Annotated in this window: 11 protein-coding genes; 7 read left to right on the top strand and 4 right to left on the bottom strand. The window is 60.9% G+C overall.

The genetic code is table 11. From position 1 onward, the window contains the following. Window positions 1-12: 12 nt before the first annotated feature. Both PMA3_RS33445 and PMA3_RS12600 read left to right on the top strand, forming a co-directional pair. Entirely contained in the window at window positions 13-1,521 is a 1,509-nt protein-coding gene (locus PMA3_RS33445) for a c-type cytochrome (protein ID WP_102136413.1), read from the top strand. A gap of 427 nt (window positions 1,522-1,948) precedes the next feature. Then, window positions 1,949-2,614, top strand: a complete 666-nt coding sequence (locus PMA3_RS12600) for a TetR/AcrR family transcriptional regulator (protein ID WP_064677454.1) — start codon at window positions 1,949-1,951, stop codon at window positions 2,612-2,614. Here the strand turns inward: PMA3_RS12600 and PMA3_RS12595 are convergent. From PMA3_RS12595 to PMA3_RS12580, 4 genes are all read right to left on the bottom strand, one after another. Continuing rightward, a complete protein-coding gene (locus PMA3_RS12595; protein WP_064680689.1) occupies window positions 2,608-6,177 on the bottom strand; it encodes a molybdopterin cofactor-binding domain-containing protein in 3,570 nt (1,189 codons plus the stop codon). The genes PMA3_RS12600 and PMA3_RS12595 overlap by 7 nt on opposite strands. Window positions 6,178-6,191: 14 nt before the next feature. After that, window positions 6,192-6,680, bottom strand: a complete 489-nt coding sequence (locus tag PMA3_RS12590) for a (2Fe-2S)-binding protein (RefSeq protein WP_064677453.1) — start codon at window positions 6,678-6,680, stop codon at window positions 6,192-6,194. A gap of 255 nt (window positions 6,681-6,935) precedes the next feature. Beyond that, window positions 6,936-7,400 (bottom strand): MarR family winged helix-turn-helix transcriptional regulator, encoded by a 465-nt coding sequence (locus tag PMA3_RS12585; protein WP_064677452.1) that lies wholly within the window; start codon window positions 7,398-7,400, stop codon window positions 6,936-6,938. Between the two features lie 105 nt (window positions 7,401-7,505). Beyond that, window positions 7,506-8,558, bottom strand: a complete 1,053-nt coding sequence (locus PMA3_RS12580) for a 2,5-dihydroxypyridine 5,6-dioxygenase (protein ID WP_064677451.1) — start codon at window positions 8,556-8,558, stop codon at window positions 7,506-7,508. A 346-nt stretch (window positions 8,559-8,904) separates the two neighbouring features. Between PMA3_RS12580 and PMA3_RS12575 the strand changes: the two genes are divergently transcribed. The 5 genes from PMA3_RS12575 (at window position 8,905) to PMA3_RS12555 (ending at window position 13,883) form a co-directional block, all read left to right on the top strand. Then, a complete protein-coding gene (locus PMA3_RS12575; protein ID WP_064677450.1) occupies window positions 8,905-10,053 on the top strand; it encodes an FAD-dependent monooxygenase in 1,149 nt (382 codons plus the stop codon). After that, entirely contained in the window at window positions 10,050-10,868 is an 819-nt protein-coding gene (locus PMA3_RS12570) for an alpha/beta fold hydrolase (protein WP_064677449.1), read from the top strand. Before PMA3_RS12575 ends, PMA3_RS12570 begins: the two co-directional genes overlap by 4 nt. Window positions 10,869-10,898: 30 nt before the next feature. Next, window positions 10,899-11,654, top strand: a complete 756-nt coding sequence (locus tag PMA3_RS12565; protein ID WP_064677448.1) for a maleate cis-trans isomerase family protein — start codon at window positions 10,899-10,901, stop codon at window positions 11,652-11,654. 9 nt (window positions 11,655-11,663) lie between these two features. Then, window positions 11,664-12,296: an N-carbamoylsarcosine amidohydrolase gene (locus tag PMA3_RS12560; RefSeq protein WP_064677447.1), complete on the top strand. Its 633-nt coding sequence runs from the start codon at window positions 11,664-11,666 to the stop codon at window positions 12,294-12,296. Window positions 12,297-12,566: 270 nt separating this feature from the next. Continuing rightward, a complete protein-coding gene (locus PMA3_RS12555; RefSeq protein WP_064677446.1) occupies window positions 12,567-13,883 on the top strand; it encodes an MFS transporter in 1,317 nt (438 codons plus the stop codon). Window positions 13,884-13,915: the final 32 nt, after the last annotated feature.

The following is a 13,915-nucleotide window of genomic DNA, read 5'->3' as shown; positions in this document are numbered from 1 at the left end:
AGGAGACTGATCATGCAACCTACCTTCCGTACGCGTGACCCGGGCCGCCACGGCGGTCCCGGCTTCGCGCGCAACCTCGGCCGCAGCCTGCTCGCGGTGCTCGTCGTGCTGCTGGTACTGGGTGCCGGCGGTGGGGTCTTCACCTGGTACAAGTTCTTCCGCGAGGAGCCGCAACCCGAATGGGTTACCAACGATCCGGACATGCGCTTCAAGTACGGCTCGATCGGCGCGGAGCGCGACGCCGGCATCCCCTACTGGATCTTCTACGTGCTGCCGCGCATCTTCCCCGACAAGCTGCCTGGCCCCGGCGGCTATGCTTCACTCGGCGTGGCGTGGGAGGAAGGCCAGGAGTTGCCGGTGGGCTTCTCGAAGAAGGTGGTCGGTTTTGCGCGTGTCGCCAACAACTGCGCCGCCTGCCACACCGCCAGCTATCGCACTGATGCCGATTCCACGCCGGTCTTCGTGCCAACCGGACCGAACCATACACTCAACCTGTGGGCTTTCTTCCGCTTCCTGGTCGACTGCGCGAAGGACCCGCGCTTCAACGCCGACAACCTGATGGCCGAGATCCGGCTGGTCACGGATCTGTCCTTCATCGATCGCGTGATCTACCGTTTCCTGCTCATCCCGATCACGAAAAAGACCCTGCTTGAGCGCGAAGAGCAGTTCGCCTGGCTCTACCGCGAAGACTTTCCGCCCTGGGGGCGCGGGCGCGACGACGCCATGAACCTGACCAAATACTTCATGATCCGCTGGCCAATGGACAACAGTTTCGGTCCCACCGACATGCCCTCGCTGTGGAACCTGAAGAAATATCGGCCGGAACAAGGCATGCGCATGAACTTCGCAGGAGACAGCCACGATCCGTATTCGGTGATCATCGACTCGGCGCTGGGGCTTCTCGGCGCCGCACCGAAGGACAACGACGCGTTTCTCGCCCAGGTGCGCTGGCTGCAGGACTACGTCTCGAACAAGCCGGCACCGGAATATCCTTTCCCGGTGGATGCAACGAAGGCCGGGCGCGGCAAGGCGGTGTTCGACAGCACCTGCGCCGCCTGCCACGCCTCGGCCCGTACCGGCACCATAGTGCCGCTGGCAGAGGTCGGCACCAACCGCGACCGCCTCGATACCTGGAGCGATAAGGCTGCCATCGAAGCCAACAAGGTGGTGAGGGAGATGGGCATCGAGCGCCCCGGTCTGGTCGAGGAGCCGCTGCGCGGTTACATCGCCGCCTTCCTGGACGGCATCTGGCTGCGCGCGCCCTACCTGCACAACGGCTCCGTGCCGACACTGCGCGACCTGCTCGAGCCGCCGGAGCAACGCCCCGCCGTGTTCTGGCGCGGCTATGACGTCTACGATCCGATCCGCGTAGGCTTCGTAACCCAGAGCCCGGAGGCCCAGCGCATCGGCACCCGCCACGAGGTCAGTGCGAAGGGCGGCGGCAACCAGGGCCACACGTTCGGCACCGGGCTGCCGGCGCAAGACAAGGACGCCCTGGTGGAATACCTGAAAACATTGTAAGGCGGACGAAAGCAGCAGCATGACGAACGCCTTGCGCTGCTCAATCCTGCTCGCCTCGAAGGCTACCGAGTTCTACCTGCGGCCAGGTGGATTAGCCCCCGCCGGAACGTGCTGGACACCTTCGAGCTGCCGCTTTTAGCGCCAGACTTCACCCTGCGTCTGGCCTGGCATCCCCGAAATCACGCCGACCCGGCCGTTACCTGGCTACGCGAATTGATCAAAGACGCGATAGGAGATGTGCAGAGCAATTGCTTGCCAGAGCGGGCTCGCCTTTACCCGTTGCAGCACATCGAGCAACAGGCTCTGGATCTGCCACGCGTTTGCGGGGCAAACACCAGGGTTACCAACAACCCGCTCAATGCATTGAACGGGAGTACTATTCATCCCCTTGCATTCAGCGCTACGCATCATCCTCAAGGACAACAGCGTGAACAAAAAAACAGGTATCAGAGCCCAGCAGGCCGACCAGACCAAGGCTCGGATTCTCAAGGCCGCAGTCAAGGTCTTCACCCGTGATGGTTATGCGGGCGGGCGGATCGAACAGATTTCCAGCGAGGCCGAATCCAACGACCGGATGATCTATTACTATTTCGGCAGCAAGGAAAACCTCTTTGTCCGGGTGCTTGAACACACTTATGAAGCCTTCAACCAAGCCGAAAGCATGCTGCGCCCGGACCTTTCGAACCCCGTGCAGGCCCTGCGTGATCGGGTAGCATTCGTCTGGCATTACTACGTAAAGCATCCGGAATTCGTCGCTATCCTCAATATCGAAAACCTGCACGAGGGCACGCACGCCAGGCAGTCCAGTGAGCTTCGTCGCTTGTCCGGCACCACGCTGGGCGTGATCAAACCGATCATCGAAGCGGGTCAGCGCCAGGGGGTGTTTCGCCAGGACATCGACATCAATCACGTTTACCTGATGATCGCCTCGCTCTGCTATTTCTATAATTCCAACCGGCACACCCTCACCTCATTCCTGGGTCAAGACCTGGCGGATCAAGGCCAGCAGCAGGGCTGGCTGGCGTTCATCAGCGATCTGGTGGTGCGCGGTGTGCTGACACTACCTGCGCCTCAGTTACCCTCTGATCAATGAGTGCCGGGGTTGGCTCGCAAGTGCGCGACCTTCTGCTCCAGCCCTTGCCACGCAGGTTCAGCCGAGGCGAAGCGATTGCGCAGGTAGGCCGTCAGTTCGGCGATCTGCCGGTTGGACAGGCTGTCCTTGAAGCCGGGCATATAACCAAGGTCCGGCGTCGCCGGGTTGGAGATGCCTTGCAAAATGACCTTCAGCAGATTGTCTGGCAGTGTGCTGTGAAGGTTGGTATTGGTTGCCAGCGACGGGCTGACACCAAAGAGTTTCGGCCCAAGGCCATCGGCGTGACAGCCCTGGCAGGAACCTTCGAACACCCGCCGACCATTGCTCAACGACACGGCTGTGACACTGGGTTGCGCTACGGTCTGGGTGCTTGAGCGAGTCTGTGCTTGCGCCGTGCCATCGAGCGACGCGAGGTACACCGCCATCGCCCGTATGTCTGTCTTCGGCAACTTCGCCAATTCACTCACCACTGGCCCCATCGGTCCCGCAGCGACACCGTGGGCATCGGAATAACCGCTGCTCAGGTAGGTAAACAATTGATCTTCAGTCCACGGCGTAGGCGACTTGGATAAGCCATTGAGCGCAGGGGCTTCCCAGCCATCGACCATGCCGCCCGCGAGGAAATTTTTGCCGCCCTTCTCCGCCCCCATCAGGTTGCGCGGTGAATGACAGGCCGCGCAGTGACCCAGGCCATTGACCAGGTAGGCGCCGCGATTCCACTGCTCGCTGCGTTGCGGCTGCACCTGGATTTCACCCTTGCGCAGGAACAACGCGTTCCAGCCCGCCATGAGCGGGCGCATGTTGAACGGGAACTGCATGTCGTTGACCTTGGCGGGCTGGCTCACCGGGGCCTGGGACATCAGGTACGCGTACAGTGCCTGCATATCGGCGTCGTTGATATTTCTGAAGGCCGTATAAGGAAATGCCGGATACAGATTCTTGCCATCGCGACTGATGCCATCGCGCATCGCCCGCTCGAATGCGGGGTAGGACCAATTGCCAATCCCGGTTGTCGGGTCAGGTGTGATGTTGCTGCTGTACAGCGTTCCGAAAGGCGTCTGCATGGGCAACCCGCCCGCATTGGTCGCGCCGCCTGGCGCTGTATGGCATACCGCGCAATCGCCGACTGCCGCCAGCAAACGCCCTCGCTCCAGGGTCGCCGCAGACCAGGTGCCCGCGCCGGGTGGCGTGATCGGTGCGATTTCCGCACGCCAGGGCAAAGCCGTGGCAGCCACGCCCAGTATCGCGCCGAATGCGGCGAACAATGAGCCGAATAACCATTTCGAGCGGTTGGCCTTTGGCGAATCCGGGGGATTGGCATTCGCTTCGTCCGCCGAGCCTTTGAGCGCGGCCAGCACACGCTCAGCGGTGATCGGCAGTTCACGAAAGCGAATCCCGGTGGCGTCGTAGATCGCATTAGCTATGGCTGCCGCGCTCGGCACTGCCGCCGACTCACCCGCGCCCATGGGTGCTTCATTCTGGCGCGGCATCATCAGCACGTCGATTTCCGGCACCTGGGGGAATGTCAGGATCGGGTAACCGCCCCATTCCTTGCTGGCAACGGCGGACTCTTCAAAGGTCACGCGCTCCTTGAGCACGCGACTGGTGGACTGAATCACATTACCGTGAATCTGATGCTGCACGCCGGCCGGGTTGATCATCATCCCGGCGTCATGACCGATCACGACCCGGGTGACGGACACTTCGCCGCTGCGCTTGTCCACCGCCACGTCCGCGACCCACGCCGCCCACGCAGCGCCGAAGCCTGGAAATTTGCTGTGAATGTAACGGGCATAGGCAAATCCACGGCCACGCAGGATGTTGTCTTGTTCCGGGATTTGCATCGGCTGCGTACGCGGCGTCCATTCGGCGCGGGCAGCCGTGGCCTTGACCAGATCCGAGGCGCGTTCATCATTCAGATAGCGCAGGCGGTACTCGACAGGGTCGACGCCCGCGGCAAAGGCCAACTCATCGATATACGACTCATGGGCGAAGGTATTGGGCAGCGCCGACACGCCCCGCATCCACGACGCCCGAACGATGGGCGCCATGTCATTAACGCTCACGCGCATGTGTTCGAAGTCGTAGGGTGGGATCGAGGTGCGGTCACCCATCTCGAACATCGCCGCTACCGGTTCGACCCGCCCTGTCAGCAGCAGTGCCAAGGTCGGCGCACCGTTGGACGGGTAGCTGGTCTGGAAATCGTAACCGGCCACACCACCCTCGGCATTGATGCCGCCATCGACTTCCATCAGTTGCGCCGTGCCCTTGGGCTCCCAGACATGCTCCTGTTCGCGGGTCAGTTGCACCCGTACGGGAAGGCCGACGGCCCGGGACAGCAACACCGCATCGGCACACACGTCGTCGGCGCAGTTGCGCCCGTAACAACCGGCCGCTTCCATGCGGATGATCTCGATCCGCTCTTCCGGATACTCCAGCAGCCACGCCAGGTCAGCGCGCAGCAAATGCGGGTTTTGCGTGCCGGACCAGACACGAATGCCGTCCTCGTGATAGTCCGCCAGCCCGCAGGACGGACCAATGGAGGCGTGAAGCTGGTACGGCCACAGGTAGGTGCGGGCCATGCGCTCGCTGGCCTGCTCCAGCGCTTGATCAACATTGCCCTTGTCCAGCACGACGCGCTGCACCCGGGGGTTGTCGCGAATGGCCTGCGCGATGTCACCCATGTCCGGCAGTTTGTGGTTCCAGGCTTTCCAGGTGACTTTCAGCGCCTGGGCGGCCTTGGCGGCCTGTTCTTCACGCAGGGCGACCACGCCGACAAAATCGCGAATCACCACCACCCGCACGATGCCGGGAATGTGCGCGATGGAGGACTCGTCCACCTCCAGCAGGCTGTTGCCGACGAAATCACCGCTGTCGAGCCCGGCATAAGGCGGGCGAATCACCCGGCCATGAAGCATGTCCGGCAGCCGCATGTCATGCACGTAGGTGAGCTCACCGGTGGCTTTGCCGGGAATGTCCACCCGCGCTGCGCCCTTGCCCACCAGCCGATAATCTTCCAGACGCTTGAGTGGCGCATCGCCAGAAATCGTCAACTGGTCACGCTCGCCTTCCACCAATTCGGCAAACGTGAACTGGCGACCGTCTTCGCTGCTGACGACCCCGCTGTTTATACGCAAGGTGTCAGCCGCAACGGCTAAACGCTGGGCCGCCCGAGCCAGCAAAAATCGCCGGGCTTCAGCTGCCGCGTTACGCAAGGGGATGGCCGAAATCTGGATGGTCGCACTGGCGATGGTTGCGCCCTGGTTCGGCGCGCTGTCGGTATCGCCAAGGACCATACAGACTTGATCCAGCGCCAGGTCCAGCTCTTCAGCGACGATTTGTGCCAGCGAAGTACGAATCCCGGTGCCCAGATCCACGTGGCCGTTGAACCCATAGACTTTGCCGTCGTCGTTGACCGCAATGAACAACGCCAGCTCCTGGGGTTTGATCACGGGCACGCCACCTTTGGCCAGGGGGCCGGACGGTGGCTGGATCTGATCGACGATCAACAAGACGCCGGACTTGGTCAACAGCTGAGCACGGGTGAGCGTTGCATGGGTCATGGTCATCGATCCGTTCAAGACGTTTGACGGGCGGCACGCAGTACCGCACGAAGAATTTCGATATGAGTGCCGCAGCGGCAGAGATTGGCCGACAACTCGTTGCGAATCTGCGCCTCGCTGGGGTGCGGATTGCGGTCGAGCAAGGCCTTGGCCGTCATGATCATGCCGTTCATGCAGTAGCCACACTGCGCCGCCTGCTCATCAATGAAGGCCTGCTGCACCGGGTGCGGGTGCTCGCGGGTACCGATGCCTTCGAGGGTGGTGATTTCCCTGCCTTCGGCGCCGGACAACGGGAACACACACGCCCGCGCCGCAACGCCATCGATGATCACCGTGCAGGCACCGCACTCGCCCAGGCCACAACCGTATTTCGGGCCGTTGAGCTGTAAATCGTTACGCAGTACCAGTAACAGCGGCGTATCGGCCATGGCACAGACCGTAGTGGTCTGGCCATTGACTCGCAGCGTCACGGTCTTTTCCGGCACTCGTGCTTGCTCACTCATGTCGCACTCCCTGGGTGTTACCGTCCGCCCTCTTTAGGTGCGGCTTTTTTTATTAAGTAACCACTACATGAAAAAGGCGTGACCGGGGCCGCATGTGCGTACTGCGCAGATCGAGCGCAGTGCCATTGCGGGTTACAGAGCTTGAAGAGGGGGTTGGCTACCGACTCTTCACGTTACCCCTGACTACATTTTTTCATGAAGTGACCACTTCATGAATCAGAGGCAAGAAGAATGCCAGGGGCGGCTTGTCAGTCGTTAATCGTCGGCGTCATCGATCATTTTGCGCAGCAGATACAGCATCGCGACGCGCTCGGCCGGGTTGAGGTTACCCATGGTCAGTTCGCTGACGCGGGCAGCATGGGGCTCGGTGTCACGCACCAATTGATGACCACTGTCGGACAGGCCAACGATGACTTTGCGCCGATCTTGAGGGTCTGGTTCCAGGGTGATCAGGTCGCGCGCCTTGAGCCGCTCGACGATGCCTCGAATGGTCGCCTGATCCACCGCAGTGGCCTTGACCAGCTCGGTCAATGAGCTCGGCCCGCTGTCACGCACGGCGCACAGCGTGATGAACTGCACGGCGGTCAGCTGCGAATCGTCGATGTTCTGCTGGAAGATCGCCATATTGCGCTGGTAAGCCTTGCGCAGCAAATGACCGACCTGCTCGGAAAAGGCATAGGGCGCGGTTGTCTGTGGGGTGTTGTCTGTCGTATCCGGCACGGCGGGCTCTATCAAAAAAAAGTAAGTGGCGTTTACATTAACCTGCGAGGGGGATCAAGGTAACTCAATCGTGGTGGGTCACTGTCCCGGCCCCCCTCTTTTATATCACCGCGCGATAGAGGCCTGCGGCGCGACCACATCACCGCCCAGGACCACCGCCTGATCATCGAGGTAGATATCGCAATGGCGCAGCGGGATGTCCAGGTGGCACGGGGTTTTTCGGGTGCCGCCCACCTCGGTATTGGGCCCGGTGGAGAACAGGAAGTTGCCGTAGAACGCCCGGGCATCCATGCACATGCCGTCGTTTTTGTCATGCAAGCCCATGGCGGTCCACTGCGCACGCGGTTGCAAACCCCAGCCGATATGGGAGATGCCGTACACCTCGGGGTCGTTGAAGTACTTCATGTAGTCGCGCAGGTATTCGGCCTCGAAGCCACCATGGATCGAGGTAATGAAGCCCTTTTCGATTTCCAGGGTGATCTTCTCTCGCGAGTAATTCTTGAACGGCAACAGGATATCGCCGACGTCGATCACCAGTACGCCCTCGGCGGTTTCCTCGTTTGGCCAGGAGAATAGAAACCCGCTGGGCCAATGATCCCAACGCCCCGGCTCATCGGCAAAACCGTACTCGGTGACCGCAGGGTATTGCCCGAGCAACGCCTTGAAATCGCTGCCGGCCCTGGACTTCACGTGGATCGAGCGCGCCTGCTTCAGCAGCTTCTCGGCCGCCATCACCCGTTCTTTGTCCGCCAGCGTAGGCAGCATCCGCGCCAGCACTTCCGGTGGTTCGACCGCCAATAGTATGCGCGTCCCGGTCTTGAGGATCTGCTCCTGCTCCGGCGAGTGCAGCAACATCATGGTGTCGATCACCAGGTCCGCCGCTTCCAACGCCCGTTGCGCGGCGATATTGCCGGTCAGCGCGGTGTCGCCGCAGTAAGCGGTCATGTCATTGCCCATGGCCATAGGGTGGTTGAACGACGGCAACTCGACCGCATAGACCTTGGCCCCAAGACGCTGGGCGGCGTCCATGGCTGCCCGCACGGTCCGCGGGTCGGAGTAGTGGCTTTTCAGCACCGCAACGCTTTGGGTCGAGTCCACTTTCGACAGTTGCAACACGTGTTCAAACATCTGGGTCAGTTCGCAATCGCTTACCGGCATTTTTTTGTCTTCCTCTTAACCTGTTGAGTTGGTTCGACGCCTCGCGCCCTGTGCACCAAAGCAAGGCAACGAGCCTGGCGCCTGCACGAATTTGAAGTGTATACGCTATTTATTAACGATAAAACATCAAATTGACGGGCGCTTGATGAGAGGGGGCTAAACGTTACAAAGCAACACAACCCCAATAACCAATGGTTACAAAGCGTTACGCGCGCCGTTTATCGTTGATTTTTTATTTTTCAATTGTGCTATTCCAATTGAAAAAGAATAGCGTATACACTGCAAATCACGGCGAGACGACAACCTGATCTCACCGGCCACATATTCAAATCGAAGGAAAAGCCCCATGCGAAACAAACAAAAAATCGCAATCGTCGGCGCCGGTCTAGGTGGCGCTGCTGCTGCCACGCTGTTACAGAAAGCCGGGTTCGAGGTCGATATTTATGAACAGGCGCCAGAGTTTTCCCGTATTGGTGCGGGCATTCATATGGGCCCGAACATCATGAAAATCTTCCGCCGCATGGGCATTGAGCAGAAGCTGAGCGACATGGGTTCGCACCCCGACTTCTGGTTCAGCCGCGACGGCGCCAGCGGTGACTACCTGTCCCGCATCCCCCTGGGTGAATTCGCTCGCAAGGAATACGGCGCGGCTTACATCACCGTGCACCGCGGGGACCTGCATGCCCTGCAAATGTCGACCATTGCGCCGGGCACTGTGCACTTCAACAAGCGCCTGACCGGGATAGAGGAAACCGATGAACTGGTGCGCCTGCGCTTCAGCGACGGCACCACCACCGAGGTCGACATCGTCATCGGTGCCGATGGCATCAACTCCAGAATTCGCGAAGAGTTGCTCGGAGCGGAAAGACCGCTGTACAGCGGCTGGGTTGCGCATCGCGCCTTGATTCGCAGCGAGGCGCTGGCCAAGTACGACATGGACTTTGAAAACTGCGTGAAGTGGTGGAGCGAAGATCGTCACATGATGGTCTACCACACCACCAGCAAGCGCGATGAGTACTACTACGTCACCGGCGTACCGCACCCGGCCTGGGACTTCCAGGGCAGCTTTGTCGATAGCAGCCGCGACGAAATGTACGACGCCTTCCAGGGCTATCACCCCACCGTTCAAGCGTTGATAGAATCCAGTGAAAGCGTGACCAAATGGCCGCTGCTCAATCGCAATCCACTGCCGCTCTGGAGCCGTGGCCGGATGGTGTTGCTGGGCGATGCCTGTCACCCGATGAAGCCGCACATGGCGCAAGGCGCGGGCATGGCCATCGAAGATGCCGCCATGCTGACCCGCTGCCTGCAGGAAACCGGCCTCACCGATTACCGCACCGCGTTCAAGCTGTACGAAGCCAACCGCAAGGACCGCGCCTCGCGAGTACAGGCCGTGTCCAATGCCAACACCTGGCTGCGCACCCAGGAAGATCCGGCCTGGGTCTACGGTTATGACCTCTACAGTCACCCACTGAAATCGGAAGTGGCCGCATGAGCACGTTCATTCATGGCGGCAACGTTCAAGCCAATGGTATCCGCCAGCATTACCTGCGTTATGGCGGCCAGGGCAGCACCGGCAAACCAGTCCTGCTGCTGATTCCCGGCATCACCAGCCCGGCCATCACCTGGGGGTTCGTCGCCGAGCGCCTGGGTCAGCATTTCGATACCTACGTACTGGACGCTCGTGGCCGCGGCCTGTCCTCCACCGGACCGGGCCTGGATTACGGCACCGACGCCTGCGCCGATGACATCGGCGCATTTGCCAAGGCCTTGGGCATCAATGCCTATCACTTGGTGGGCCACTCCATGGGCGCGCGCTTTGCCGTACGCAGCGCCGTGCGTAATCCGGCAGGCCTGCAAAGCCTGGCACTGATCGATCCGCCCGTTTCCGGCCCGGGTCGGCGCGAGTACCCGAGCAAGCTGGCGTGGTACGTGGACTCGATCCGCCAGTCACTGACCGGGATGGACGCTACCGCCATGCGCACCTTCTGCCCGACCTGGACCGAGGAGCAGCTGCAAGTCCGCGCCGAGTGGCTGCACACCTGCTACGAACCTGCCGTCGTCCGCGCCTTCAACGATTTCCACGAGGTGGACTTTCATCAAGATCTGCCGCACCTGCCTGTCCCTGCCCTGCTGATCGTTGCCGGCCGCGGCGGCGTGATTCAGGCCGGGGACGAAGCAGAAATTCGCGATCTGCAACCCGGCATCCAGATTGCTCGCGTTGAAAACGCGGGACACATGATTCCGTGGGATGACCTCGAAGGTTTTTTCGCGGCTTTCGGCGATTTCCTCGGCCAGCCCCTGACCTGAATTCAACGCACGTTGCAAAGGAGACATTTTGTGATCAAGCCTTATCGTATCGGCCAGATTGTGCCAAGTTCCAACACCACCATGGAAACCGAGATCCCGGCGATGCTGGCAGCACGCCAACTGATCCGCCCCGAACGTTTCACCTTTCACTCCAGCCGCATGCGCATGAAGCAGGTGCGCAAGGAAGAGCTGGCGGCAATGGATGGCGAATCCGATCGCTGCGCGGTCGAGCTGTCTGACGCCAAGGTCGACGTGCTGGGTTATGCGTGCCTGGTGGCGATCATGGCCATGGGCCTGGGTTATCACCGCCAGTCCGAGCAGCGGCTGCGCAAGGCCACCGCCGACAACGACGCCAATGCGCCGGTCATCACCAGCGCCGGCGCCTTGATCGAAGGCTTGAAAGTCATGGGCGCCAAACGCATTGCCATTGTCGCGCCGTACATGAAGCCGCTGACCGAACTGGTGGTGGATTACATTCGCGAAGAAGGTTTCGAGGTGGTGGACTGGCGCGCCCTGGAAATTCCCGACAATCTGGCCGTCGCCCGCCACGATCCGTCCAACCTGCCCGCCATTGTGCGCGACATGAACCTTGAAGGCGTGGATGTGATCGTCCTGTCGGCCTGCGTGCAGATGCAATCGCTGGGAGTGGTCTCGCAAGTCGAGGCCGAAACCGGCAAACCGGTACTCACCGCCGCCATCGCCACCACCTACGCCATGCTCAAGGCACTGGACCTGGAGCCCATCGTTCCGGGTGCGGGCGCGTTGCTGTCTGGCGCTTATAAATAGGAGCGTATCATGAGCCAAGAACAAAGCGCCGACGCCAACTATCAGGGTGTGTGGGGCCAGCGCATCGGCTTTGGCAACAAGCCTGCGCTGCTGATGATCGATTTCATGCAGGGCTATACCCAAGAAGGCGCACCGCTGTACGCGCCAGGCGTGGTCAGCGCTGTCGCCGAGAGCGTCGAACTGCTGGCCTGCGCCCGCCAACATGAAATCCTGGTCGTGCATACCAACATTCGCTACCACCCAGGGCACTTTGCCGACGGCGGTATATGGGTCAAAAAAGCCCCCGTGATGAAAGACATGGTCGAGGGCAACCCACTGGCAGCCTTCTGCGAGCCGGTGCTGCCCAACCCCGATGAAGTGGTGATCAGCAAGCAATACGCCAGCTCGTTTTTCGGCACCAGCCTGGCGTCGATGTTGCACGCCCAAGGCATCGACACCGTGGTACTGGCTGGCTGCTCGACCAGTGGCTGTATTCGCGCGACGGCGGTAGATGCCGTGCAGCATGGATTCCGGACCATCGTTGTTCGCGAATGCGTCGGCGATCGACACCCCGCGCCACACGAAGCCAACCTGTTCGACATTGATAGCAAGTATGGCGATGTGGTGAGTAAACAGGAGGCCATGAAGCAGTTCAGGAAATGAGAGGGCCATTGGTTTTCCCGGGCTGGCACAGCGTCCTCCGGGCAAGCCTGCAACCTCCACAGATTCACGCTTTTACCGAATAACCGGCAGAAATGGATATCTGCCGTCGAACCAGGCCGTAGAGCACTGGTCGCCAAATACTGAGCAAGGGTCGACATCACACCCTGCCCAGTCTTCTGACACTGCCTTTGGAAGCCGCCGACCGGTGCTGCCAAAGCATTGATCCGCGGCTAAACAACAATCACAAAGTCACCGCCAGGAGACACCCCGATGCCCTCTGCAAATGTAAGTACACCCACTGCGACCACCGTCGCCGACCCAGTCCAGGCGCTTTACCGCAAGATCACCTGGAAGCTTATCCCCTTCCTCTGCTTCTGCTATCTGGCCTCTTATCTGGACCGGATCAACGTCGGCTTCGCCAAACTGCAAATGCTCGAGCATCTGCAGTTCAGCGAAACCGCTTTCGGCCTGGGCGCCGGTCTGTTTTTCGTCGGCTATATCATTTTCGAGGTTCCGAGCAATCTGGTCCTGGAAAAAGTCGGGGCGAAGATCTGGATCGCCCGCATCATGATCACCTGGGGCCTGCTCTCGGCCTGCACCATGCTCGTCACTTCCACCACGCAGTTCTACATCCTGCGCTTCCTGCTCGGCGCCGCCGAAGCGGGCTTTCTGCCGGGGGTGCTGTATTACCTGACCACCTGGTTCCCGACCTATCGCCGCGGCCGCATCATCGCCTTGTTCATGATCGGCCTGCCGTTGTCCAGCGTGCTCGGCGGCCCGCTGTCCGGCTGGATCATGGGGCATTTCGATAACGCTGGCGGCCTGCGCGGCTGGCAGTGGCTGTTCCTCCTCGAAGCGATACCCAGCGTACTGCTCGGTGTGCTGACCTTCTGGGCCTTGCCGAACAACTACCGCCAGGCCAAATGGCTCAACGATGACGAGAAAAACCTGCTGGAACAGGAACTGCGCGCCGACGACGCCGACTCCACCGGCAGCAAGCACAGCTTTCGCGACGGTTTCTTCAACCTGAAGGTGTGGATGCTCGGCGGCATCGACTTCTCGATCTTGCTCAGCGCCTACGCCATGGGGTTCTGGATGCCGACCTTCATCCGCAACGCCGGCGTGGTCGATACCTTCCACATCGGCGTGCTCACCGCGCTGCCGAGCATCGCCGCGTTGCTGGGCATGCTGTTGATCGGCGCCAGCTCCGACAAACACCGCGAACGCCGCTGGCACATCATCGTGCCCTTCCTGGTGGGCGCGGCAGCCATGGCCAGTGCGCCCTTCTTTGTCGACAATGTGGTGGCGACCGTGGCGCTGTTCGCTGTTGCGTCGGCGGCGATCATCGGCGCGGTGCCGGTGTTCTTCAGCCTGCCGGCAACCTTTCTCAAAGGCACCGCGGCGGCCACCGGCTTCGCCCTCGCCTGCTCGGTGGCGAACATCGCCGGGCTGGTCAGCAACTCGCTGATGGGCGTGGCCATCGACGTCACCGGCAGCAGTGCCGGCGCACTGTGGTTCTTCGCCGGCTGCCTGATTCTCAGCAGCTTCCTGGTGATCGCCCTGCCGGCCAAGCTGGTCAATCGCTGAGACACGTCAGCCAGGCGACTGCGTGTCCTGGT

Origin of the sequence: Pseudomonas silesiensis, assembly GCF_001661075.1 — a bacterium.
Taxonomy (GTDB): Bacteria; Pseudomonadota; Gammaproteobacteria; order Pseudomonadales; family Pseudomonadaceae; genus Aquipseudomonas; species Aquipseudomonas silesiensis.
Note: the sequence above shows the minus strand (reverse complement) of the source record. Positions and strands in the feature narration are given on the sequence as shown.